Annotated in this window: 19 protein-coding genes and 1 pseudogene; 7 read left to right on the forward strand and 13 right to left on the reverse strand. The window is 68.6% G+C overall.

Annotated features, from left to right (window positions below; genetic code table 11):
* Nucleotides 1-110: 110 nt before the first annotated feature.
* A complete protein-coding gene (locus RTK35_RS09770) occupies nt 111-1,340 on the forward strand; it encodes an acyl-CoA dehydrogenase (RefSeq protein ID WP_044399671.1) in 1,230 nt (409 codons plus the stop codon).
* Nucleotides 1,341-1,412: 72 nt separating this feature from the next.
* Here RTK35_RS09770 and RTK35_RS09775 read toward each other — a convergent pair whose 3' ends face one another.
* The 4 genes from RTK35_RS09775 to RTK35_RS09790 all read right to left on the reverse strand — a co-directional run bounded on the left by RTK35_RS09775 (nt 1,413) and on the right by RTK35_RS09790 (nt 5,190).
* On the reverse strand, nt 1,413-2,441 hold the full coding sequence (locus RTK35_RS09775) for a MerR family transcriptional regulator (RefSeq protein WP_316907872.1): 1,029 nt from the start codon (nt 2,439-2,441) through the stop codon (nt 1,413-1,415).
* 69 nt (nt 2,442-2,510) lie between these two features.
* The gene (locus RTK35_RS09780) at nt 2,511-2,714 is read right to left on the reverse strand and encodes a hypothetical protein (RefSeq protein WP_172433903.1); all 204 of its coding nucleotides are present in this window, start codon (nt 2,712-2,714) and stop codon (nt 2,511-2,513) included.
* Nucleotides 2,711-3,715, reverse strand: a complete 1,005-nt coding sequence (locus RTK35_RS09785) for a TerC family protein (protein ID WP_316907873.1) — start codon at nt 3,713-3,715, stop codon at nt 2,711-2,713. Before RTK35_RS09785 ends, RTK35_RS09780 begins: the two co-directional genes overlap by 4 nt.
* A 101-nt stretch (nt 3,716-3,816) precedes the next feature.
* Nucleotides 3,817-5,190, reverse strand: a complete 1,374-nt coding sequence (locus RTK35_RS09790; protein ID WP_316907874.1) for a phosphate ABC transporter substrate-binding/OmpA family protein — start codon at nt 5,188-5,190, stop codon at nt 3,817-3,819.
* A gap of 267 nt (nt 5,191-5,457) precedes the next feature.
* Here RTK35_RS09790 and RTK35_RS09795 point away from each other — a divergent pair, with 267 nt between their 5' ends.
* Nucleotides 5,458-5,784: a YegP family protein gene (locus RTK35_RS09795; RefSeq protein ID WP_044399664.1), complete on the forward strand. Its 327-nt coding sequence runs from the start codon at nt 5,458-5,460 to the stop codon at nt 5,782-5,784.
* 76 nt (nt 5,785-5,860) lie between these two features.
* On the opposite strand, the gene RTK35_RS09800 is transcribed toward RTK35_RS09795, so the two are convergent.
* The 6 genes from RTK35_RS09800 to RTK35_RS09825 all read right to left on the reverse strand — a co-directional run bounded on the left by RTK35_RS09800 (nt 5,861) and on the right by RTK35_RS09825 (nt 12,994).
* A complete protein-coding gene (locus RTK35_RS09800) occupies nt 5,861-6,766 on the reverse strand; it encodes a hydroxymethylglutaryl-CoA lyase (protein ID WP_074972005.1) in 906 nt (301 codons plus the stop codon).
* Nucleotides 6,767-6,958: 192 nt separating this feature from the next.
* Nucleotides 6,959-8,908 (reverse strand): acetyl/propionyl/methylcrotonyl-CoA carboxylase subunit alpha, encoded by a 1,950-nt coding sequence (locus tag RTK35_RS09805; protein ID WP_316907875.1) that lies wholly within the window; start codon nt 8,906-8,908, stop codon nt 6,959-6,961.
* Complete coding sequence (locus RTK35_RS09810; RefSeq protein ID WP_316907876.1) at nt 8,905-9,699, reverse strand: gamma-carboxygeranoyl-CoA hydratase; 795 nt, start codon at nt 9,697-9,699, stop codon at nt 8,905-8,907. The genes RTK35_RS09805 and RTK35_RS09810 overlap by 4 nt, the downstream gene beginning before the upstream one ends.
* Nucleotides 9,700-9,717: 18 nt before the next feature.
* Nucleotides 9,718-11,325: a carboxyl transferase domain-containing protein gene (locus RTK35_RS09815; protein ID WP_142008581.1), complete on the reverse strand. Its 1,608-nt coding sequence runs from the start codon at nt 11,323-11,325 to the stop codon at nt 9,718-9,720.
* 63 nt (nt 11,326-11,388) lie between these two features.
* On the reverse strand, nt 11,389-12,552 hold the full coding sequence (locus tag RTK35_RS09820) for an isovaleryl-CoA dehydrogenase (protein WP_044399656.1): 1,164 nt from the start codon (nt 12,550-12,552) through the stop codon (nt 11,389-11,391).
* A 43-nt stretch (nt 12,553-12,595) separates the two neighbouring features.
* Nucleotides 12,596-12,994, reverse strand: a complete 399-nt coding sequence (locus RTK35_RS09825; protein ID WP_044399652.1) for a MerR family transcriptional regulator — start codon at nt 12,992-12,994, stop codon at nt 12,596-12,598.
* A gap of 218 nt (nt 12,995-13,212) precedes the next feature.
* Between RTK35_RS09825 and RTK35_RS09830 the strand changes: the two genes are divergently transcribed.
* The 4 genes from RTK35_RS09830 to RTK35_RS09845 all read left to right on the forward strand — a co-directional run bounded on the left by RTK35_RS09830 (nt 13,213) and on the right by RTK35_RS09845 (nt 18,924).
* Complete coding sequence (locus RTK35_RS09830) at nt 13,213-15,120, forward strand: sigma-54-dependent Fis family transcriptional regulator (RefSeq protein WP_316907877.1); 1,908 nt, start codon at nt 13,213-13,215, stop codon at nt 15,118-15,120.
* Nucleotides 15,121-15,238: 118 nt separating this feature from the next.
* A complete protein-coding gene (locus tag RTK35_RS09835; protein WP_316907878.1) occupies nt 15,239-16,972 on the forward strand; it encodes an ABC transporter ATP-binding protein in 1,734 nt (577 codons plus the stop codon).
* A complete protein-coding gene (locus RTK35_RS09840) occupies nt 16,962-17,636 on the forward strand; it encodes a peptidase S8 and S53 subtilisin kexin sedolisin (RefSeq protein ID WP_316907879.1) in 675 nt (224 codons plus the stop codon). Before RTK35_RS09835 ends, RTK35_RS09840 begins: the two co-directional genes overlap by 11 nt.
* Nucleotides 17,629-18,924: an NAD(P)/FAD-dependent oxidoreductase gene (locus RTK35_RS09845; RefSeq protein WP_316907880.1), complete on the forward strand. Its 1,296-nt coding sequence runs from the start codon at nt 17,629-17,631 to the stop codon at nt 18,922-18,924. Before RTK35_RS09840 ends, RTK35_RS09845 begins: the two co-directional genes overlap by 8 nt.
* Before the next feature lie 28 nt (nt 18,925-18,952).
* Here RTK35_RS09845 and RTK35_RS09850 read toward each other — a convergent pair.
* A pseudogene (locus tag RTK35_RS09850) lies at nt 18,953-19,903 on the reverse strand (GNAT family N-acetyltransferase).
* A 259-nt stretch (nt 19,904-20,162) separates the two neighbouring features.
* Between RTK35_RS09850 and RTK35_RS09855 the strand changes: the two are divergent.
* Complete coding sequence (locus tag RTK35_RS09855; protein WP_316907881.1) at nt 20,163-20,981, forward strand: protein phosphatase 2C domain-containing protein; 819 nt, start codon at nt 20,163-20,165, stop codon at nt 20,979-20,981.
* Nucleotides 20,982-21,001: 20 nt separating this feature from the next.
* On the opposite strand, the gene RTK35_RS09860 is transcribed toward RTK35_RS09855, so the two are convergent.
* Both RTK35_RS09860 and RTK35_RS09865 read right to left on the reverse strand, forming a co-directional pair.
* On the reverse strand, nt 21,002-21,844 hold the full coding sequence (locus tag RTK35_RS09860; protein WP_316907882.1) for an AraC family transcriptional regulator: 843 nt from the start codon (nt 21,842-21,844) through the stop codon (nt 21,002-21,004).
* A gap of 86 nt (nt 21,845-21,930) precedes the next feature.
* Complete coding sequence (locus RTK35_RS09865; RefSeq protein WP_316907883.1) at nt 21,931-22,641, reverse strand: hypothetical protein; 711 nt, start codon at nt 22,639-22,641, stop codon at nt 21,931-21,933.
* Between the last annotated feature and the right edge of the window lie 7 nt (nt 22,642-22,648).

The raw sequence follows: 22,648 nt of genomic DNA on the forward strand, positions 1-22,648 counted from the left end.
TATGAATGTTCATGCATATCGATAATAGGCTGGGTAAATCTTAATCCCTGTTCTAGCATTCTTGCCAGACCCTTCCGGTCATTCCTCACCCTCCTCAGAAGGTACGCCGCATGGATTTCGCCTATTCGCCCAAGGTCCAGGAACTGCGTGAGCGCGTCACCGCGTTCATGGACACCTACGTCTATCCCGCCGAGCCGGTGTTCGAGAAGCAGGTCGCCGAAGGGGACCGCTGGCAGCCCACCGCGATCATGGAAGAGCTCAAGGCCAAGGCGAAGGCCGAAGGCCTGTGGAACCTGTTCCTGCCCGAGTCCGAATACGGTGCCGGCCTGACCAACATGGAATACGCGCCCCTGGCCGAGATCATGGGCCGCTCGCTGCTGGGCCCGGAGCCGTTCAACTGCTCCGCGCCGGACACCGGCAACATGGAAGTGCTGGTGCGCTACGGCAACGAAGCGCAGAAGAAGCAGTGGCTGGAGCCGCTGCTGCGTGGCGAGATCCGTTCCGCCTTCGCCATGACCGAGCCGGGCGTGGCCTCGTCCGATGCCACCAACATGGAAGCCCGCGCCGAGCGCCAGGGTGACGAGTGGGTCATCAACGGCCGCAAGTGGTGGACCTCCGGCGCCTGCGACCCGCGCTGCAAGGTGATGATCTTCATGGGCCTGAGCAACCCGGATGCGCCGCGCCACCAGCAGCACTCCATGATCCTCGTGCCCACCGATGCCCCCGGCGTGAAGATCCTCCGCCCGCTGCCGGTGTTCGGCTATGACGACGCCCCCCACGGCCACGCCGAGGTGCTGTTCGAGAACGTCCGCGTGCCCTACGAGAACGTGCTGCTGGGTGAGGGCCGTGGCTTCGAGATCGCCCAGGGTCGCCTCGGCCCAGGCCGCATCCACCACTGCATGCGCTCCATCGGCATGGCCGAACGCGCCCTGGAGCTGATGTGCAAGCGCGCCGTCAGCCGCACTGCCTTCGGCAAGCCCCTGGCCCGCCTGGGCGGCAACATCGACAAGATCGCCGACTCGCGGATGGAGATCGACATGGCCCGGCTGCTGACCCTGAAGGCGGCCTACATGATGGACACCGCCGGCAACAAGGTGGCCAAGAGCGAGATCGCCCAGATCAAGGTCGTGGCGCCCAACGTCGCCCTGCGGGTGATCGACCGCGCCATCCAGATCCACGGCGGCGCCGGCGTCTCCAACGACTTCCCGCTGGCCTACATGTACGCCATGCAGCGCACCCTGCGCCTGGCCGACGGCCCGGACGAAGTGCACCGTGCCGCCATCGGCAAGTACGAGATCGGCAAGTACGTACCGCGCGAGATGATGCGCAGCGGCCACTGATCGCCGCGCAGCAACAGCGAGGCCCGCACGGGAAACCGTGCGGGCCTCGTGCGTTTCAGGGGGCAGCGGGCCTCAGCGGCGCGCGGCCATCAGGTGGCCCATGGCCTGGCGCAGGTAGTCCAGCAGCGCATCGCTGGCCCAGGAGCCCTGGCGCAGTTCCGGCTCGCGCACCAGCGCCTCGCGGATCTTCTGCTGGGTCACCGGATCGTCACCGGCATAGGAGCGGAACAGCTCCAGCCAGCGGCGGGCGAGGGCCAGGGTGGCCGGGTCGGACGCCGGGGCGCCGGATTCCATCTGCTGGTGCACCTCGGCGATCAGCGGCGGCCATTCGTGCATGCGCGTGCCGTAGTGGGCCTTGAGGAAGGTGAATTCCTCGGGCGTCAGGTAGCGCTGGTAGATGGTCAGCTTGGTCTCGCTGAAGGCCTGGACCACGTAGGCCATGGTCTCCGGCGTGATCCCGGTCTGCGCACGCAGCGCCGGCTCCGCCTCGTGCATGCCGTTGAGCTTGGCGAATAGAACCGGGTTGCCGCCGGTGTCGTCCTCCAGCATGCGCATCCAGGTTCGTGACAGGGCCTGCGCCGCCTCGGCCTGGGGCGGCACGCCGGCCGCCATCAGCGCCTTCACCTGGCCGACCAGGTCGGCCCATTCGCGCTGGCGCTGTTCGTCGGCGTGCAGGCGCAGCCCCTGCAGTTCCTCGGGGGTGAAATAGGTGTCGTACATGTTCATCAGCTCCAGGGTCGTCAGCCATTCGGCGAGCTCCGGTTCCTCGCCGCTGCGCAGTTGCTGGCCGAGGCTGGCCAGGCGTTCGCGCAGTCGCTGCCGGTGAGCGATCTCCCGGTCGAGCTGGTGGATCTGCTGCTCGATCAGCGGAGGCAGCGCCACGGGCGGGCCGTCCAGCCAGTCGCCGATGGCCGCCAGGGACAGGCCCAGCTTGCGCAGGACCTGGATCCGGTGGAGGCGGGCGATGTCGGTACGGTCGTAGAGGCGGTAACCGGAGTCCGAGCGCGCGGAAGGCCGCAGCAGGCCGATCTGGTCGTAGTGGTGCAGGGTGCGCACGGTCAGGCCGCAGCGCCTGGCCAGTTCACCGACTTTCAAGGGCATGTCCTGGGTCTCCTCGCGTGCCGGCTGGCATCTTCGGGCCTGACGTGGCGTGAGGGTCAACGGGGTGGGTCAATCCTGGTGGGGCTGGGAGGGTTCCGAGGGGTTGCTGGCGGCCTCGCGCTGTGCGCGCAGCCACTCCAGGCGCTGGTGCAGCTGGGCGGCGAAGGTGCGGGCGGCCAGTTCTTCATGGAAGCTCACCGCCCGCGCGCCCATGCGCACCTGCCAGATCACCCGACCCCGTTGTTCGAGTACATCGATCCGCACGTCCTTCATCGCTGCCCGCGCTCCTCCTGATGGACCGGCTGCGGCTTGCGCGTGTGGATCAGCGAGATCAGCACGCCACCGGCCAGCAGGCCACAGGTTACGCCAAGGGAAACCAGGGCGGGAATCTTGCCGATGAAGCTCTGCAGGAAAATCTTGCCGCCGATGAAGATCAGCACCAGGGCCAGGGCGTACTTGAGGTAGACGAAGCGGTGGATGAGCGCTGCCAGGGCGAAGTACAGCGAGCGCAGGCCGAGGATGGCGAAGATGTTGGAGGTGTAGACGATGAACGGGTCCTGGGTGATGGCGAAGATCGCCGGGACGCTGTCCACCGCGAACACCAGGTCGGCCAGCTCGATCAGCACCAGGGTCAGGAACAGCGGCGTGGCATGCAGCAGGGTGCCGCCACTGGCGGTGGGCAGTCGGACGAAGAAGCGCTTGCCGTGCAGGCCCTCGGTCAGGCGCAGGTGCCCCCGCAGGAAACGCAGCACCGGGTTGCGCGACAGGTCGCGCTCGCCCTGGTCGCGGCTGAGCAGCATCTTCACGCCGGTGAACAGCAGGAAGCCGCCGAACAGGTAGAGCATCCAGTCGAAGCGCTGCACCAGCGCCGCGCCGACGCCGATCATCAGCGCCCGCAGCACGATCACCCCGAGAATCCCCCAGAACAGCACGCGGTGCTGATAGAGCCGGGGTACGGCGAAGAAGCCGAAGATCATCGCCATGACGAACACGTTGTCCATCGACAGCGACTGCTCCACCAGAAAGCCGGTGTAGAACTCCAGCGCCGGCTGCGCCCCCAGCTCCCACCAGACCCAGCCGCCGAAGGCCACCCCGGCGGTGAAGTAGCCGCTATAGAGCAGCAGGCTCTCGCGCACGCCGATCTCACGCTCGTGGCGATGCAGCACACCCAGGTCGAACGCCAGCAGCGCCACCACGACCAGCAGAAAGCTCAGCCACAGCCAGGTGGCGGTGCCGAGGAAATCGGCGAACAGGAATGCGTGCAGGGCCTCCATCGGTACTCCTTGTCCCGGGCAATCGACGCACAGCGCGTGGTGCACTGTGCACGGATAACTATGGACCCGGGCAAGGGGCGGAGGTGCGGTAAAACAGCGCGTCAGTAGACCCAGACTTCGACGCGGCGGTTGCGGATGCGGCCTTCGTCGCTGTCTGCCGCCACTGGCAGTTCGTCACCAAGGCCGACGATGTCGCGGAAGCTCACGCCGCCCTTGGCCAGCTCGCGGCGTACCGCCATGGCGCGCAGCTTGGAGAGCAGGGCTGCGCGGCTCGGGTCCGGCTTGGCGTCGCCGAAGCCGACCAGCACCACCTGGTTGGCCAGCTTGCCGCTGTCCTTCAGGTAGGCCAGCACCCGTTCCACGTCACGCAGTGCCTTGTTGTCGAGGTTGGCGCTGCCCTCCTGGAAGCGGAAGTTCACCGACAGGCGCTGCGCCTCGCCGGTCAGTTGGCGATAGGCCTCGGGCATGCCGGCCTGGGGCGTCACCTTCACCGCCTGCACGGTCTGCGCGACGAACCCGGTCTGGGCGACGAGGGCCTGGCCGCGCGGGCCCTGGGCGAAGCGCACCAGCGCCTGTGCCCAGGCGTTCTTCTCGCCGGGCTTCACATAGAAGAACAGCCGGCGGGAGAGGGGGTAGTCCTCGGTGGCGATCAGCGTGGTGGACGGTGCCATGGCCTGGGAGTCGCCATCGGCAATCGCCAGGGTGTGCGCCTTGCCCACCGACGCCAGCCCGACGAAGCCGATGCCCTGCGGGTCGGCGGCCACCGCCTCGGCCAGGCGGTCGTTGGATTCGAAGCGGTTGGCGCCGGCGGCCAGGGCCTTGCCGTGGCTGGCCAGCACCAGTTCCTTGAAGGTGTCGAAGGTGCCGGACTTGTCGTCGCGGGCGTAGAGGTGGATCGCGCCGCCCTTGCCGCCGAGCTCTTCCCAGGTCTTCACCTCGCCGGCGAAGACGCGGGCCAGCTGGGTGGTGTCCAGCTTCGCCAGCGGGTTGGACGGGTGCAGGATGATCGCCAGGCCGTCGATGGCGATGACGTTCTCGCTGTACTGGCTGCGCAGGTCGCCGAAGGTCTTCAGGTCTGCCGCTTCGGCGTCCTTGATCGGGCGGGAGGAGGCGGCCAGGTCGGCGCTGCCATCCTTGAGGGCGACGAAGCCGGTGCCCGAACCGTGGGCGGCCACGTTGATCCGCACCTCGCGTCCGCTCGGGGCGCGGCCGATCAGTTGCACTTCGTTCTCCTGGCTGCCGGCTTCCTGGCGGATGTTGCCCAGGCCTTCTTCCTCCATCAGGCCGCGCACCAGGGCCGGCCCCAGCTTGGCGCCAATGGTGTTGGAGCCCTGGATGCGCAGCGCCGGGGAGCGGTCGGCCGGAATGGGCAGGGCGGCGAACACCGACCAGGGCAGGGCGTAGCAGACGAAGCCGAGCAGCAACAGGCTGAGGGTACGGCTCCAGATTTCTCGTTCGGTGACGTCGCGCGTCATGCAGCGGTGCCTTCTATTGGGCGGGAGGAGTCGCGAGATTAAGTCAGCGAGGTGACGGTGATGTGACAGAGCGGCTCTGGCGTGGGCCTCTTCGAAGGCCTAGGACGTTTCGCCCGACCCACCCGTCCGGCGCCTACCCCGGGTGCAGGTTCCCCCGGCATACGGGCCCCGGGGGCGCCGGTATGGTGCGCGTTTCGTTCGCCCAGGCCCCGCCGGGGCGAGCAAGGTCGCCCCGCGGGGGCAATGAAGCTGCAAGGAGTGAGAGACATGCCAGGCTTTTTCGAGCTGAAGAAATACGGCAGTGGCGAATACCGTTTTCGCCTGAAGACACGGGAGGCCCAGGTGATGGTGGAGAGCGGGCGCTACCCCTGCCGGGACAGCGCCGAGAAAGCCATCGCGCTGTTCCGCACCCATTGCGTCAACAGTGATCGCTTCGAGCGTCGCATGTCCTCGGGCGGCAAGAACTACTTCCGCCTCAAGGCCGCCGGCGAGGTGATCCTCGAGAGCCACCTGTACGACTCCGAGCCGACCCGCGAAGAAGCCATCGAGGCCATCATGCGCGTGGGCGTCACCCCGCACCTCGAAGAAGCCTGACGCGCCGGGTGAAATGAAGAAGCCCGCGCATCCGTGAGGATGCGCGGGCTTTTTCATGCCCGGCGCTTGCCGGGGATCAGGCGTTGCGGGCGAGGAGGGCGCGGGCCACCCGCGAGCCGTTTTCCTTGCCCAGCACGGCGCAGATGCGTTGCCCGGCAGCGGCGAGCCGGTCGAGGTCGATGCCGGTCTCGATGCCCAGGCCGTTCATCAGGTAGAGCACATCCTCGGTGGCGACGTTGCCGGTGGCGCCCTTGGCGTAGGGGCAACCGCCGAGCCCGGCGACCGAGCTGTCGAACACGCTGATGCCTTCCAGCAGGCTGGCGTAGATGTTCGCCACGGCCTGGCCGTAGGTGTCGTGGAAGTGGCCGGCCAGTTGCTCCCGGGGGATGCGCGCCCCGACCACCTCGAACATCCGGCGGGTGCTGCCGGCGTTGCCGGTGCCGATGGTGTCGCCCAGGGAGACCTCGTAGCAGCCCATGGCATGCAGCTCGGCGGCCACCGCTGCCACCTGCTCGGCGGCCACTTCGCCCTCGTAGGGGCAGCCCAGCACACAGGACACATAGCCACGCACGCTGACGCCCTGGGCGCGGGCGGCTTCCACCACCGGCACGAAGCGCGCCAGGCTCTCGGCGATGGAGCAGTTGATGTTCTTCTGCGAGAAGGCCTCGGACGCGGCAGCGAACACCGCCACCTCCTTCACCCCGGCCTCCAGGGCGGCTTCGAAGCCCTTCATGTTCGGTGCCAGGGCGGCGTAGGTGACGCCCGGCTTGCGCTGGATCTGCGCGAACACCTCGGCGGAACCGGCCATCTGCGGCACCCACTTGGGTGATACGAAGCTGCCCACCTCCACATAGCCGAGGCCGGCGGCGGTGAGGTCATCCACCAGGCGCACCTTGTCGGCGACGCTGATGGGCTGCTTCTCGTTCTGCAGGCCGTCACGGGGGCCGACTTCGACCAGGCGGACCTTCTTGGGGATCGTCATTGCGTCATCTCTCTCATTCATCGGCGTTCGGTGCCCGATGGGTTTCGCTTCGCTCGCGGAACGCCGTCCGACCCATCCTACGGGTTGTTTCTGCGCAGGGTGGACATCGCTTTTCATGTCCACCGGCGGTGCTGGGCCGGGCCAGGTTGGTGGATGTAAAGAGCGACATCCACCCTACGGGGCAGCGCTCTCTCAGGCCTCTTCCAGCTCCACCAGCGCGGTGCCTTCGGCGACCAGTTCGCCTTCGCTGCAGTACAGCGCCTTGACGGTGCCGGCGTGGGGCGCGCGGATGCTGTGCTCCATCTTCATCGCCTCCAGCACCACCAGGGCGGTGCCGGCTTCCACGGCCTGGCCGGCTTCCACCAGCACGCGCACGATACTGCCGTTCATCGGCGCCGTCAGCCCGCCCTGGTGGGTGTGGCTGGCCTCGGCCTCGGCGATGGGGTCGACGCGGGTGACGGTGTGCAGCGTGCCGTCCCACTCCAGGTAGAGGGTTTCGCCCCGGCGGATGGCCAGCAGCGTGCGGCGCACGCCGTCCAGCTCCAGGGTCAGCCGCTCGCCTTCCAGGCGGATCGGGCTGTCGACCCGGCCGCGCAGGCGCACCACCTGGCGTTCCTCGCCACAGGCCAGGTGCAGGTCGGTTTCGCTGGGCAGGCCGGCACGCCAGCCGCTGTTGCCGCTCCAGGGCGAATGCGGGTCGTCCTGGCGTATCCGCGCGGCATCACCCTGGCGGAAGGCTTCGGCAGCCAGCTGCCAGACCTGCTCGGGCAGGGCGGCAGGGGCGGGAAGCAGCTGTGCCTGGTGGCGCTCGATGAAGCCGGTGTCCAGTTCGGCCGCGGCGAAGGCGGGGTGGCCGAGCACGCGGCGGAGGAAGGCCAGGTTGGTGCGGAAACCGCCCACCGCGGTGTCCTCCAGCATGGCCAGCAGGCGCTGGCGCGCTTCCTCGCGGTTCTCGCCCCAGGCGATCAGCTTGGCCAGCATGGGGTCGTAGAAGGGCGATACGTCGTCACCCTCGGCCACGCCGCTGTCCACCCGACGGCCCTCGCCGGGCGCGGGCTCGCGGTACAGGTCCAGGTGGCCGCTGGCAGGCAGGAAGCCGCCTTCCGGGTCTTCGGCGTACAGGCGCACTTCGATGGCATGGCCCATCAGCGGCACCTGCGCCTGGGTGATGGGCAGGGCTTCGCCCCGGGCGACGCGGATCTGCCAGGCCACCAGGTCGAGGCCGGTGATGGCCTCGGTGACCGGGTGCTCCACCTGCAGGCGGGTGTTCATCTCCATGAAGAAGAAGTCACCCCGCGCATCCAGCAGGAACTCCACGGTGCCGGCACCGACGTAGCCGATGGCCTGGGCCGCGCGCACGGCGGCCTCGCCCATGGCGCGACGCTGCTCGGCCGAGAGGCCGGGGGCGGGCGCTTCCTCCACCACCTTCTGGTGGCGGCGCTGGATGGAGCAGTCGCGTTCGTTGAGGTACAGGCAGTTGCCGTGGCGGTCGGCGAAGACCTGGATCTCCACATGGCGCGGCTTGAGCACGTACTTCTCCACCAGCATGCGGGCGTCGCCGAAGGCGGCCTGGGCCTCGCGCTGGGCGGAGGAGAGCGCCTCGGCCAGGTCGGCCTCGCGCTCCACCACCTTCATGCCCTTGCCGCCACCGCCGGCGGCGGCCTTCAGCAGCACCGGGTAGCCGATGCGCTCGGCGGCGGCGCGGAAGGTCTCCAGGGCCTGGTCCTCGCCGTGGTAGCCGGGCACCAGTGGCACGCCGGCTTCCTCCATCAGCGCCTTGGCAGCGGACTTGCTGCCCATGGCGTCGATGGCGCTGGCCGGCGGGCCGAGGAACACCAGCCCGGCGGCCTCGATGGCACGGGCGAAGCCGGCGTTCTCCGAGAGGAAGCCGTAGCCGGGGTGGATGGCCTGGGCGCCGCTGGCCTGGGCGGCGGCGATCAGCGCGTCCACCCGCAGGTAGCTCTCCGCCGGCTTGGCGCCGCCGAGGTTGATGGCCATGTCCGCCTCGCGCACGTGGCGGGCATTGCGGTCGATCTCGCTGTGGACGGCCACGGTGCGAATGCCCAGCGCCTTGGCGGTGCGCATCACCCGGCAGGCGATCTCGCCACGGTTGGCGATCAGCAAGGTGGTGATCATGGTCATTGCTCCTGCCAGGAGGGTTTGCGTTTTTCCAGGAAGGCATTGAGCCCTTCCTGGCCTTCGGCGCTCACGCGGATGCGGGCGATGGCGTTCTCGGTGTAGCGGCGCAGGTTGGGGCTGAGCACCCCGCTGCCCACTTCCCGCAGCAGGTCCTTGCTGGCGCGCATGGCCTGGGGGCTGTTGAGCAGCAGGTTGGCGGTCCAGCTCTCCACCGCCTGGTCCAGGTCCTCGGCCGGGTAGCACTCGGCCAGCAGGCCCAGCTCACGGGCCCGCTCGCCGTTGAAACGCTCGGCGGTGAGGGCGTAGCGGCGCGCGGCACGCTCGCCGATGGCCTGGACCACGAAGGGGCTGATCACCGCCGGCGCCAGGCCGATGCGCACTTCCGAGAGGGAGAACTGCGCGTCGATGGTGCCGATGGCCATGTCGCAGCAGCTGATCAGGCCCAGGGCGCCGCCGAAGGCCGCGCCCTGGATCACCGCCAGGGTCGGCACCTTGAGCTGGTAGAGGGCGTACATCAGCTCGGCCAGCTCGCGGGCGTCGTCCAGGTTGGCGTTGTAGTCCAGGCGGGCGGACTCCTGCATCCAGGCCAGGTCCGCCCCGGCGGAGAAGTGCCGACCGCGGCCGCGGAGGATGAGGAAGCGCACCTGGCCGTGTTCCTTGACGGCATCCAGGGCGAGGATCAGCTCGCGGATCATCCCGGCGTTGAAGGCGTTGTTCTTGTCCGGACGGTTCAGCCAGAGGGTGGCGACGCCGTTGGCGGCGATGTCCAGTTGCAGGGTGTTGAAGTCGGTCATATGGGCTCCGGGAGAGGGCTACATGCGGAACACGCCGAAGCGGGTCGCTTCGATCGGCGCGTTGAGGCTGGCCGAGAGCGCCAGGCCAAGCACCTCGCGGGTCTGCGCCGGGTCGATGACGCCGTCGTCCCAGAGCCGCGCGCTGGAGTAATAGGCGTGGGCCTGACGTTCGTACTGTTCGAGGATGGGCTGCTTGATGCGCGCCTCTTCCTCGGCGCTCAGGCTGTGGCCGGCGCGTTCGCTCTGCTCGCGCTTGACCTGGGTGAGCACGCCGGCGGCCTGCTCGGCGCCCATCACGCCGATCCGCGCGTTGGGCCACATCCACAGGAAGCGCGGGTCGTAGGCCCGGCCGCACATGCCGTAGTTACCGGCGCCGAAGCTGCCGCCGATGATCACAGTGAACTTCGGCACCCGTGCGCAGGCCACGGCGGTGACCAGCTTGGCGCCGTGCTTGGCGATGCCGCCTTCCTCGTACTTCTTGCCCACCATGAAGCCGGTGATGTTCTGCAGGAACAGCAGCGGGATGCCGCGCTGGCAGGCCAGCTCGATGAAGTGCGCGCCTTTCTGCGCAGCCTCGGCGAAGAGGATGCCGTTGTTGGCGAGGATGGCGATGGGGTAGCCGTGAAGAAAGGCGAAGCCGCACACCAGGGTGGTCCCGAACAGGGCCTTGAACTCGTCGAAGGCGGAGTCGTCTACCAGGCGGGCGATCACTTCGCGCACGTCGAAGGGTTGCTTGGCGTCCGCCGGAATCACCCCGTACAGCTCCTCGCTGGCGTAGCGCGGGGCGATGGGCGTGCGCAGGTTCAGCTCGCCGGCCTTGCGCCAGTTGAGGTTGGCGACACTGCGGCGGGCCAGGGCCAGGGCGTGCTCGTCGTTCTCGGCGTAGTGGTCGGCCACACCGGAGGTCTTGCAGTGCACGTCGGCGCCGCCCAGCTCCTCGGCGGTCACCACCTCGCCGGTGGCGGCCTTCACCAGCGGCGGGCCGGCGAGGAAGATGGTGGCCTGGTTGCGCACCATGATGGTCTCGTCGCTCATGGCCGGCACGTAGGCGCCGCCGGCGGTGCAGGAGCCCATCACCACGGCGATCTGCGGGATGCCCTGGGCGCTCATGTTGGCCTGGTTGAAGAAGATGCGGCCGAAGTGCTCGCGGTCCGGGAAGACCTCTTCCTGGCGCGGCAGGTTGGCGCCGCCGGAGTCCACCAGGTAGATGCAGGGCAGGCGGTTCTCCTGGGCGATGGCCTGGGCCCGCAGGTGCTTCTTCACCGTCAGCGGGTAGTAGGAGCCGCCCTTCACCGTGGCGTCGTTGGCCACGATCATGCATTCCACGCCTTCGACGCGGCCGATGCCGGCCACCACGCCGGCGGCGGGGACCTCTTCGCCGTAGACCTCATGGGCTGCCAGCTGGCCGATCTCGAGGAAGGGCGAGCCCGGGTCCAGCAGGCGGTTGATGCGTTCACGCGGCAGCAGCTTGCCCCGCGAGGTGTGGCGTTCCTGGGCCTTGGCGCCGCCGCCTTCGTGGATGCGGCCGAGCAGGCGGTGCAGGTCGTCCACCTGGGCCTGCATGGCCTCGCGGTTGCGGGCGAATTCCGGGGTGCGGGTGTTGATCTGGGTATGCAGGATGGCCATCTGGGGCGCTCCGAGTCGTGCGTTTCGCGCCCCTCCCGGAGGGGGAGGGGCGTCGGTCGAGGATCAGCGGGTTTCGTTGAACAGCTCGCGGCCGATCAGCATGCGGCGGATCTCGCTGGTGCCGGCGCCGATCTCGTAGAGCTTGGCGTCGCGCAGCAGGCGCCCGGTGGGGAACTCGTTGATGTAGCCGTTGCCGCCGAGGATCTGGATCGCCTCCAGGGCCATCTGGGTGGCGCGTTCGGCGGTGTAGAGGATCACCCCGGCGGCGTCCTTGCGGGTGGTCTCGCCACGGTCGCAGGCCTGGGCCACGGCATACAGGTAGGCGCGGCTGGCGGCCAGCTGGGTGTACATGTCGGCCACCTTGCCCTGGATGAACTGGAACTCGCCGATGCTCTGGCCGAACTGCTTGCGGTCGTGGATGTAGGGCACCACCACGTCCAGGCAGGCCTGCATGATGCCCACCGGGCCGCCGGCCAGCACCACGCGCTCGTAGTCCAGGCCGCTCATCAGCACCTTGACGCCGCCGTTGACCGCGCCGAGGACGTTCTCCTCCGGCACTTCCACGTCATCGAAGAACAGCTCGCAGGTGTTGGAGCCGCGCATGCCGAGCTTGTCGAACTTGCTGCCACGGGAGAAACCCTTCCAGTCGCGCTCGACGATGAAGGCGGTGATGCCGTGGGGGCCCTTGTCCAGGTCGGTCTTGGCGTAGATCACGTAGGTGTTGGCGTCGGGGCCGTTGGTGATCCAGGTCTTGCTGCCATTGAGGACGAAGCGGTCGCCCTTGCGGTCGGCGCGCAGCTTCATGGAAACCACGTCGGAGCCGGCGTTGGGCTCGCTCATGGCCAGGGCGCCGACGTGCTCGCCGCTGATCAGCCTGGGCAGGTACTTCTGCTTCTGTTCGTGGGTGCCGTTGCGCTTGATCTGGTTGACGCACAGGTTGGAGTGGGCGCCGTAGGAGAGGGCCACCGAGGCCGAGCCGCGGCTGATCTCCTCCATGGCGATGACGTGGGCCATGTAGCCCAGGCCGGCACCGCCGTATTCCTCGCCGACGGTCACGCCCAGCAGACCCATGTCGCCGAACTTCTTCCACAGGTCCATGGGGAAGGCGTTGTCGCGGTCGATCTCGGCGGCGCGGGGCGCCAGTTCGGCGGCGACAAAGGCTTGCACCTGTTCGCGCAGCATGTCGAGGGTGTCGCCGAGGGCGAAGTTCAGGCTCGAGTAGGTCATGGTTCCACCTGTGCTTGTGATTGTCGGTGAGTCGGGTAGGGGATCAGGCCTTGGCGGCCTGCTTGCGTTCGGTCTCGGCCAGGGCCGCCAGGCAGCGTTCCTCGGCCGTGTCCAGTTCCAGCTGCATCTGCTGGATGTCCAGCAACTGCTGTTCGAGTTGTGCGCGGCGGGCGGCGATCTTCTCCATGAAGGTTTCCAGCTGCTTGCGGTTGCCGCTGCTGGGGTCGTAGAGGTCGATCAGCTCCTTGCACTCGGCCAGGGAAAAGCCGATGCGCTTGCCACGCAGGATGAGCTTCAGGGCCACCAGGTCCTTGGGGCTGTAGATGCGTTCCTGGCCCCGGCGCTCGGGGAAGAGCATCTCTTGCTCCTCATAGAAGCGGATGGCGCGGGTGGTCACATCCAGTTCGCGGGCCAGGTCGGAAATGCTGTAGGTCTTGGACATGGGGGAGGGGGCTCGGCTTGTTTACCTTTACGTTAACGTAAACCTGGGTAAACTCGCTGTCAACTCGGCGCCAGGCAGCGGCAAATAGCCCCTGTGGCCCGATACTTGCTGGCTTCCAGCCTGCGGAACCGGCGCTCTTTACGGCACCGGCCGGGGGGTGTAGACAGTCAGGGCGTGCAGTCCGCCACGGCCAGGCCGGGCGGTTGCTGGAGCGAGAGATGGCGCAGGACATTCGAATAAAAATGGCGACCGATCCACTTCACCAGTCGTACCAGGCACGGCTGAAGCTGCTCAACGAAGGCGAACTGCCCCGCGGTGTGCTCCGCGAGGAGATCGATGCCTCATGGCGGCGCAGCCTCGGCCACGGGCTCAACTGCCTCGAAGGCGAGCAGCCCGAACTCCGTCATCACGACCTCGGCCTGTTGCTGGAAGGCAACCGCCTGCTGATCGATGCCGCCACCCCCGAGCTGGAGTACCTGGTCAGCCAGCAGGGCAAGGGCGGGTTGATCATCCTCGGCGACGCCCAGGCCAACCTGCTGGCCATCGAAGGCCAGACCGAATTCCTCAAGGGCTCCGGCCTGCGTGACCTGCGCCCCGGCAGCTGCTGGAGCGAATCGAGCCGGGGCACCAACGCCATCGGCACGGCGGTGGTGGAAGGCCGACCGACCCTGATCAACTGCGGCGAGCATTATCTCGACCGACTCAGCCCGTTCTCCTGCACCTCGGTGCCGCTGCGCGATCCCCAGGGGCAGGTGGTGGGCGTGCTGGACCTGACCCGGCAAGGCGTCATGGCCCAGCCCGAGGACAACCTCGCCACCCTGATGCTGGCCGCCGGCAACATCGAGAGCCGCCTGTTCGCCCTGACCTACGGCGATCACCTGGTAGTGGCCTTCCACAACCGTCCGCAGTACCTGGGCAGCGCCTGGCACGGGCTGCTGGCCCTGAGCCTGGAGGGCGAGGTGGTCGCCGCCAACGAGCGGGCCTGCGAACTGCTGCGGGTCGGCCGGGATGCCCTGGTGGGCCGCCGTGGCAGCGACCTCATCGGCGAGCGCGCCGCTCCGTTCATTGCCCGCCTGCTCAAGGGCGGCGTCAGCAGCGTGCAGACCGCCCAGGGCGAGTTCTTCTTCCGCGCGCTCCAGGTGCCCCGCCACAGCCCCCTCGGCCACACGGCCCCGGCGGCGGCCAAGGCGCCCAGCCATACGACATCCCAGGCCCTGGAGGCCCTGGCCGGCCACGACGGCCGCTTCGCCCGCGCCTTGCGCATGGCCCGCCAGGCCCTGGCCAGCGACCTGCCCGTGCTGCTGCTGGGGGAAACCGGCACCGGCAAGGAGGTGGTGGCCCGCGCCTTGCACCAGGCCAGCCCGCGTGCCGAGAAACCCTTCGTGGCGGTGAACTGCGCGGCCATTCCCGAGGGCCTGATCGAGTCCGAGCTGTTCGGTTATCGCGAAGGCGCCTTCACCGGCTCCCGCCGTGGCGGCATGGTCGGCCGCTTGATGCAGGCCCACGGCGGCACGCTGTTCCTCGACGAGATCGGCGACATGCCCCTCGCGCTCCAGGCCCGCCTGCTGCGGGTGCTGCAGGAGCGCCGGGTGGCCCCCCTCGGCGCCGCCGAGGAGCAGGCCATCGACGTGGCGGTGATCTGTGCCACCCACCGCGACCTGCGCCGCCTGGTGCAGGACCAGCACTTCCGCGAAGACCTCTACTACCGCATCAACGGCGTCAGCCTGCGCCTGCCGGCCCTGCGCGAGCGGGACGACCTGGCCGGGATGATCGCCAGCGTGCTGGCCCGCTTCGGTGCCAGCGACGTCAGCCTGGACAAGGACCTCGCCGAGCTGTTCAGCGGCTACGACTGGCCGGGCAACATCCGCCAGCTGGAAATGGTCCTGCGCGCGGCCCTGGCCATGCGCGAACCGGGGGAGACCGTGCTGGGGCTGGACCACCTCACCGACAGCCTGCTGGACGACCTCACCGCCACCACCCGCCAGCCCGGCAGCATCCGCGAGAACGAACTGGAGCTGATCCGCGCCGCCCTGGAGCGGCACCAGGGCAATGTCTCCGCCGCCGCCGATGCCCTGGGCATCAGCCGCGCCACCCTGTACCGCAAGCTCAAGCAGCTCAGGGGATGACGCCCTTGAAGGCGCTGTGGGAGCGAATTCATTCGCGATGCCGTGTGCCTGGGCAGACCCGGGCTGAAGCCCGGGCTACGGCTGCACCTACAACGTTCCGGTATGCCCGGGTGACGGTATGACCCGCCTCCTGCTCAAGCTCGTCGACGCCCACGACCCCGAGCTGCTGCGCCGCGCCCTGGCCTGGCTCTACGGCTTCGTGCGCCCGCAGCTGCGCGCCATCGCCGTGTTGCTGGGGTTGTCCCTCGGGGCATCGCTGCTGGTGCTGGCCCAGCCCTGGCTGACCAAGACGCTGATCGACGAGGGCCTGCTGGCCAAGGACTTCGGCCTGCTGGTGCAGGTGGCGGTGGCGATGATCGTCGTCGGCCTGATCGGCACCGCGCTCTCGGGCATCAACCGCTACCTGCACACCCGGCTTTCCGGGCGCATCCTCTTCGCCCTGCGCGACGACCTCTACCGCCACCTGCAGCAGCTCTCGCCGGCCTTCTACGGGCGCAAGCGCATCGGCGACATCCTGTCGCGCCTGGATGGCGACGTGGCGGAAATCCAGCGTTTCGCCGTGGATTCGCTGTTCTCTGCCGTCTCCAGTCTCATCGGGCTGATCGGCGCGGTGAGCCTGATGCTGCTGCTGTCCTGGCAGCTGTCCCTGCTGCTGGCGCTGCTGATCCCCGTGGAAGTGCTCTGGCTGCGCTGGATGCGCCGCAAGGTCGAGCGCGAGGTGCGCAGCCTGCGGGAACGTTCGGCGGATGTGTCGTCCTTCCTGGTGGAAACCCTGCCGGCGATGAAGTTCATCCAGGCCGCTGGCCAGCAGGCCCGCGAAGCCCACCGTCTGGAGGGCCTGGGGCAGGGCTACATGCGCCAGCTGCTGCGGGTGCAGGTCACCGAGTTCTTCACCCACGCGGTGCCGGGCACGCTCACCTCGTTGTCCCGCGCCTGCGCCTTCCTCATCGGCGGCTACTGGGTCATCCAGGGCACCTGGCAACTGGGCGCGCTGATCGCCTTCTCCACCTACCTCGGCATGGCCGTGGGGCCGGTGCAGAGCCTGCTTGGCCTCTACGTCGCGCTGCAGCGCATGACGGTCAGTCTCGGGCGGGTCATGGAGCTGCAGCAGGAGCCGGTGCCAGTGCGCCCGCCCGTCACGCCCGTGCCCCTGCCGGACGGCCCCGGCACCCTGCGCCTGGAGGGCGTGCACTTCGCTCACGAGCAGCGTGCCGGCGCCGTGCTGGAAGGTGTGGACGCGGAGATTCCCGCCGGGCTCAAGGTGGCCATCAGCGGCGCCTCGGGCGTCGGCAAGTCCACCCTGATCGACCTGCTGCAGCGCTTCTACGACCCCGACCAGGGGCGCATCCTGCTGGATGGGGTCGACCTGCGTGAGCTGGACCTGCTGGCCCTGCGCCGGCGCATTGCCGTGGTCAGCCAGGACATCGTCCTGTTCCGCGGCACCCTGGCGGAGAACCTCGCCTACAGCGCCCCCGACGCCAGCCGCGAGGCCCTGGAACGGGTGGTGCGCCTGGCCCGGCTGGACGGCCTGGTGGCCGCCCTGCCGCTGGGGCTGGACAACCCCCTGGGCGAGCGTGGCCAGCAGCTTTCCGGCGGGCAGAAACAGCGCATCGCCATCGCCCGCGCGTTGCTGCAGGCCCCGCTGATCCTGGTGCTGGACGAAGCCACCTCGGCAGTGGACGAAGCCACCGAGCGCGAGGTGATCGCCGCCATCGACCAGTTGTTCGCCGGGCGCACGCGCATCCTCATCAGCCACCGGCCATCCACCCTCGCCGAGGCGGACCTGCACCTGCGCCTGGAGCAGGGGCGCCTGCGTCCGCTGGCAGCCGAGGTCGCTGTCGATGGCCGCTGACGTGCGCATCGGCCTGATCGACAGCGGCTTCGCTCCGGCGCAGGCCGATGGCGTCAAAGCGTCCCGGCGCTTCTGGCTGGAGGACGGCGAACTGCGTGAAGGCGACGTCCAGCCCGACAGCCTCGGCCACGGCCAGGTGGTGCTCGATACCTTCCGCCGCCAGGCCGGCCCGGTGGGTGTCTGCATGGCCCAGGTATTCGGCGAGCGGGGACAGACCAGCCCGCTGCAGATCGCCGCCGCCCTCTGCTGGCTGCTGGAGCAGGAGGTGAGCCTGGTGAGCATGAGCCTGGGCCTGCGCACGGACCGGCCGGTATTGCGTGACGCCTGCGCCCGGCTCCAGGCCGCCGGCGTGCTGCTCTGTGCCTCCAGCCCGGCCCAGGGCGAGCCGGTGTACCCGGCCAGCTACCCGGGCGTCATCCGCATCACCGGCGATGCCCGTTGCACGCCGGGGCAGTGGTCCTGGCTCGGCACCCGCCAGGCCGACTTCGGTGCCCATGTGGCAGCCCACAACGGCGTCGCCGGTGCCAGCGTCGCCTGCGCGGCCCTGGCCGGCACCCTGGCTGCGTACCTGGCGCGCCAGCCGGGCATCAGCCGGGACGCCCTGCTGCAGGCGCTGCGCCAGGGCGCCGCCTACCACGGGCCGGAGCGGCGCGGCCATGACTGAAATCCTCATCCTCGGCGCCGGCCCGGCCGGTGCCGCCGTCGCCCTGGGCCTCACGCGCCTGGGTTACCCGGTGCGGGTGGTCAGCGAGTGGCGTCGTTTCGCGGCGGTTGAAGGCGTCTCCCAGCGGGTGCTGGAGGGGCTGCGCCAGGCCGGGTTGCACCGGGCGCTGGCTACTGCAGCGGCACCCTCGCCGCGTCGGGTGCAGTGGAACGGCGAGGGACAATCCATCAACCAGGAATGCCTGCTGGATCGCCCGGTCTTCGACGCCGCCCTGCGCGACGACCTGCAGGCTGCCGGTATCGAGGTGCTGGAAGCGCGGGTACTCAAGGTGGCGCACGGCCCCGACGGCCACGCCGTGCACCTGGAAGGCGGCGAGGTTCTGCGGGCCGGCTTCCTGGTGGAAGCGCGCGGACGCTCCGCGCCCCTGGCCGGCGGACGGCTGCGCGGGCCGGAGACCCTCAGCCTGCTCAACCAGTGGCACGACGCCCCCGGTCTGGCCGGCTCGGCGGTTGAAAGCCTGGCCGACGGCTGGGCCTGGATGGCGCGGCTGGCCGACGGCCGCTGCTATTGGCAGATCACCCTCGACGCCACCGCCAGCGACCTGCCGCCCCGGGACCGGCTGCCGACCTGGTGCGCCGAACGTCGTCGGCAGTCCGCTCGGGTGCGCGAGCTGTTTGGCGAGGCTGCACTGCAACCCGCCAGCCTGCATGCCCGCAGCAGCACCGCGATCCTCTTCCACGAGGCCAGCGGCCCCGACTGGCTGCGGGTCGGGGATGCGGCGATGGCGGTGGACCCGCTGTCCGGCAACGGCATCTTCCAGTCCCTGTCCTCCGCGCTGCAGGCCCCGGCGGTGATCAACACCCTGTTGCGTCACCCGGAGCGCGCCGCCCTGGCCCGAACCTTCCACCAGCGCCGGGTCGAGCACCTGTTCCAGCGTTTCGCCCGTACCGGCCGTGACTTCTATGCCCTGGAGCAGCGCTGGCCGGAGCAGCCGTTCTGGCGTGATCGCCGCACCTGGCCCGATGCCGCGCCGCTGCATGCCGAGGCGGACATCCACCAGGTGCGGGTGGAGTCGGCACCGGTGATCCAGGGCGAGCTGATCGAGGCCCGGGAGGTGGTCATCACCGCCGACCAGCCCCTGGGTGTCTGGCACCTGGACGGCACCGAGCTGGCGCCCATCGTTCGCGCCCTGCAGGCCGGTCGGCTGGACGCGGCCCTGGCCGCGCTGGCGCCCGAGCCACGGCGCAAGGTGCAGGGTTGGCTGCTGGCGCAGGGCTACCGGACCTGAGTTTTCTGACCGCCGACTGAGCGCGTCTTCACCTGCGGGTGCGAATGAAGTGTTGCTCAATGACGGGGGCGCCCCATTGATTCCCCTCCTGCGCTTGTCTCAGCACAAACCCCTGCTTTTCGTAGAGGTGGCGGGCGGCGTCCAGTCCGCTGAACGTCCATAGATGGACCGCGTCAAAGCCATTCGTGTCGCAGAAGCCAAGTGCGGTCTCCAATTAGCATCGTCCCAGGCCGTGTCCGTGATACGCCTCTTCAAGCATGAACCAGCGCAGATGGGCTTCGTTATGGCCCATGGACTGGCCGTCGATGGCGATCGAGCCCACGATGTGCTCCCCGGCGACGGCGGTCCACAGCTGATTGCAGGGGTGTACCAGTCGTTCGCAGAAGTCGGCGAGGCCGCTGGCGACCTGGCTTTCGAAGAACTGCCCGAAGCCTGAGTTACGGGCATAGAAGTCTGCATGCATCTGGGTGATTCGGCCGATCAGCCCTGGTCTGTAGCCTGGGTAGAGCTGCGGCGAGGGAAGGGTTGCACCTGCGTGCTCACCCCGCATTGAACCGAGGGCCTGTGCATACAGGGCGAGCCCTGCGGCCACGGTGCCTCGGTCATGGCTGGGAAGGCGCCCCAATGCTGACTCGACCTGCGCTTCTGCATGGCGGTTGATGGCCTCAAGGGTGTGGCGTCCCTTGGCTGTCAATGACAGTAATTTGATTCGGGCATCCCGCTGGCAATCTGCTTCTTGCAGCTCTCCTGCTGCTATCAGCTTCTTCAGCAGCCGGCTGACGCTGGATTTGTCCAGGTTCAATCTTTGGGCGATCTGTGCAGCTGTGCTTTGGCCTTGCACTCCGACTTCCAGCAGGGCGTGCACGGACGAAGCCGGGTAGCGCGTTTGAGCCAGCGTCGAGTCCATGAAGCCAAGCTCACGGACAATCGCCCGCGAGGCGTGGCGAACCCTTTCTATCAACGCGGACTGGTGCTCCATGTTTGTACTCCCTAGCAATATGGTTGTTTGATGCAACCATTTGCCGGGGTAAAAGTGCCAGGGAAGCAGGGAGGAGTTTGTTGAAGGCCTTTTCCGTTGTTCATCCTGCGAACGGTGGCTCCTGTTCGTTCGATCGGCCAGGGACACTGACAGCAGGCAGGTGCTGCGTAGGTTCGGACGCAGGGATAAGCATTTCTTATTCAGGATTCACTGCCCCTAGAATGGGCGCCGCCCGCACTACGCACATGAAGGAACCGCCATGCACCTCGACCTGATCCAGACCCTCAGCCTTGCCGGCAAGGCCGCCGTTCCCAACGACGACCGCGTCGGCTGTGCCGGGCGGCATGCCTGGGTCATCGACGGTGCCACCGACCTGGGCGAGCCGGGCCTGATGGGGCAGCGGGGTGGTGCGGCCTGGCTGGCCGACGCGGCCCATCGCGGCTTCATGGCCGCTTCGGGCCCCCTGGCCTCGCTGTGCGAGCAGGTTTTCCAGGCCGTCGCTGCCGACTACCGGCGTGATCGCCAGCGCGAGCCCGTCGCTGCCTGGGAACTGCCCCGTGCCTCCCTTGCCGCCATCGCCCTGGAAGGCGACCGGCTGGCCTGCGGCTTTCTCGGCGACTGCACCGTGATCCACCGCAGCGCCCAGGGTGTGGCCTTCCTCACGCCGCAGCCGGATCGCCGGCAGGAGCAGGCCGAAGCCCAGGCCCTGGGCCCCGGCATTGGCGCCGACAACGTCCGCAGTGCTCATGTCGTGGCCGACCGCCGCGCCGCCCGCGAGCGGCCCAAGGCGGTGCTGAGCGTCGACGCCGAGCAGGCGAGGGCCGCCCTGCAATACGCCCAGGCGCCCCTGGCCGCCGGCGACGACCTGTTGCTGATGAGCGACGGCTTCGCCGCATTGATCGACACCTACCACCACTACGACGCTCCGACCCTGATGGCCCGGGTACTGGAAAGCGGCCTGCTGCCGCTGGCCGAGGAACTGCGCCGCATCGAGCGCGAGGACGCGGCTTGCCTGCGCTACCCGCGCTTCAAGGCCAGCGACGATGCCTCGGTGATCTGGTTGCGGGTGGGTGGCTAGCCGGAGGAGCGACAGCCGACTCACCCAAGCGCGCGTCGCACCACCGGCACCCACACTTCCACGAACCCCGTCCCCTGCATCGGCTCGAAATCGGCACTGTATTGCTCGAATTCCGGGGCGTTGGCGAAGGCGTACCCGGACGCCGGCAGCCATTTGTTGAAGATGGTGAGGAAGGTCTGGTGGATGGTGGAGATGTGGCCGAGGTGGCGGAACACGGCGTAGTCCTGCTGGCGCACCTTGAAGTGGCGGAAGGTGGGCGGTAGCCCGTCGATACGGGACACTTCGACGCCGGCGATGTATTCGAAGCTGCCGTCCTCGCCCGGGTTGCAGCACAGGCCATAGGTGACGTCGGTGGACTGGCCGGGAATCCGCCCCATATAGGGGGCGAAGGCCTGCCACAGGCCGACGATGCCTTCGTTGCGGTCGAAGGTGAAGCGTTCGCCCAGGCCGGCGATGAGGAAGTCGGGGCGGGTTTCAAAGCGGGGTTCGGACAGCTCCACGAAATTCATGGCTTTCATGCGCAAGGGCTCCACCAGGTGCAGGTTGCCGTGCCCCTGTTCGCGAACCTGCCGGGGCGTGACCCCGAACAGGTCGCTGAAGGCACGGGTGAAGGCTTCATGGGAGCCATAGCCCGCATCCAGCGCCACCTGCAGGATGTCCCGCGTGCCGTCGCCCAGGGCATGGGCCGCCCGGGTCAGGCGGCGGGCGCGGATGTAGCGCATCACCGACCAGCCGGTGGCGAGGGAAAACAGACGCGACAGGGCGAATGGCGACAGCCTGGCGTGGGCCGCGACGGCCCCGAGGTCCAGGCTGGCATCCTGTTCGGACTCGATGAACCACAGGACCTGTTCGATGCTCGGCATAGGGCACTCCTTGAAGACGGCACCGACCTTAGCAAGAGGGCGTCGAGGCGATTTGATCGTTCTTGCGCGGCTGGCGCCGCTCGCCTTCAGCGCGCGTAATAGAACGCCTGGCTGAAACCGAACACCAGCCCTTGCGCCTCGCACCACTCCGGGAAGGAGGCGGACGTGTCGGCTGAGCGATAGCGGGCCCAGGCGTCCAGCAGGGCGCGGCAGTGGCGTTGCTCCTCTTCCAGCCACTTCGGCGTCTGCTCGGGGGCGAGCCGGGCGATTAGCTCGCCGGCCCGGGCGAGGGCGGTTTCGGCATGGGCTTCGTCACCGATGAAGAACGACTCGCCGAGGTGGTGGGTCTGGTAGTCCACCTGGCCCAGGTAGGCGACCGCCAGCCGGTAGAGGGCTATGGCGTCGTTGGGGTCCTGTTCCAGCGCCTGGTGGAAGTAGGCGGTGTCTTCCTTGATCACCGCGGCCCAGCGGTAGGGCACGGGTGAGGGCGGTGCCTCCTGGCACCAGGCTTCCAGTATCTGACCGAGGTACACCCGCAGCGGCTGCGCCAGGAGCTGGTGGGCGGCAGGCGTGTGGTAGTGCAGCGCCGCCAGCTCGCAGGCGCGCTCGCGCTGCACGTCCAGGGGCGCGTGGCGGCAGGCGGCGATGAAGCCGGCCAGGGCCTGCAGGGCCGGCTTCTTCAACCCGCGCTCGCGCAGCTGGCAGTACGCGGCGAAGCCTTCGTAGCCGGGCGTGTCGGCGTAGGCTTCGGCGATGGCCGTGAGGCTCTGGAAGTTGTCCTGGTTCCAGTAGTGCATGGGTTGT

Source organism: Pseudomonas sp. zfem003, assembly GCF_032621675.1.
Taxonomy (GTDB): domain Bacteria; phylum Pseudomonadota; class Gammaproteobacteria; order Pseudomonadales; family Pseudomonadaceae; genus Metapseudomonas; species Metapseudomonas otitidis.

Bases quoted from the DNA above. Each gene is read 5' to 3' on its own strand.
- RTK35_RS09770 (WP_044399671.1), top strand. From the start codon at position 111: ATGGATTTCGCCTATTCGCCCAAGGTCCAGGAACTGCGTGAGCGCGTC.
- RTK35_RS09775 (WP_316907872.1), bottom strand. From the start codon at position 2,441: ATGCCCTTGAAAGTCGGTGAACTGGCCAGGCGCTGCGGCCTGACCGTG.
- RTK35_RS09780 (WP_172433903.1), bottom strand. From the start codon at position 2,714: ATGAAGGACGTGCGGATCGATGTACTCGAACAACGGGGTCGGGTGATC.
- RTK35_RS09785 (WP_316907873.1), bottom strand. From the start codon at position 3,715: ATGGAGGCCCTGCACGCATTCCTGTTCGCCGATTTCCTCGGCACCGCC.
- RTK35_RS09790 (WP_316907874.1), bottom strand. From the start codon at position 5,190: ATGACGCGCGACGTCACCGAACGAGAAATCTGGAGCCGTACCCTCAGC.
- RTK35_RS09795 (WP_044399664.1), top strand. From the start codon at position 5,458: ATGCCAGGCTTTTTCGAGCTGAAGAAATACGGCAGTGGCGAATACCGT.
- RTK35_RS09800 (WP_074972005.1), bottom strand. From the start codon at position 6,766: ATGACGATCCCCAAGAAGGTCCGCCTGGTCGAAGTCGGCCCCCGTGAC.
- RTK35_RS09805 (WP_316907875.1), bottom strand. From the start codon at position 8,908: ATGACCATGATCACCACCTTGCTGATCGCCAACCGTGGCGAGATCGCC.
- RTK35_RS09810 (WP_316907876.1), bottom strand. From the start codon at position 9,699: ATGACCGACTTCAACACCCTGCAACTGGACATCGCCGCCAACGGCGTC.
- RTK35_RS09815 (WP_142008581.1), bottom strand. From the start codon at position 11,325: ATGGCCATCCTGCATACCCAGATCAACACCCGCACCCCGGAATTCGCC.
- RTK35_RS09820 (WP_044399656.1), bottom strand. From the start codon at position 12,552: ATGACCTACTCGAGCCTGAACTTCGCCCTCGGCGACACCCTCGACATG.
- RTK35_RS09825 (WP_044399652.1), bottom strand. From the start codon at position 12,994: ATGTCCAAGACCTACAGCATTTCCGACCTGGCCCGCGAACTGGATGTG.
- RTK35_RS09830 (WP_316907877.1), top strand. From the start codon at position 13,213: ATGGCGCAGGACATTCGAATAAAAATGGCGACCGATCCACTTCACCAG.
- RTK35_RS09835 (WP_316907878.1), top strand. From the start codon at position 15,239: ATGACCCGCCTCCTGCTCAAGCTCGTCGACGCCCACGACCCCGAGCTG.
- RTK35_RS09840 (WP_316907879.1), top strand. From the start codon at position 16,962: ATGGCCGCTGACGTGCGCATCGGCCTGATCGACAGCGGCTTCGCTCCG.
- RTK35_RS09845 (WP_316907880.1), top strand. From the start codon at position 17,629: ATGACTGAAATCCTCATCCTCGGCGCCGGCCCGGCCGGTGCCGCCGTC.
- RTK35_RS09855 (WP_316907881.1), top strand. From the start codon at position 20,163: ATGCACCTCGACCTGATCCAGACCCTCAGCCTTGCCGGCAAGGCCGCC.
- RTK35_RS09860 (WP_316907882.1), bottom strand. From the start codon at position 21,844: ATGCCGAGCATCGAACAGGTCCTGTGGTTCATCGAGTCCGAACAGGAT.
- RTK35_RS09865 (WP_316907883.1), bottom strand. From the start codon at position 22,641: ATGCACTACTGGAACCAGGACAACTTCCAGAGCCTCACGGCCATCGCC.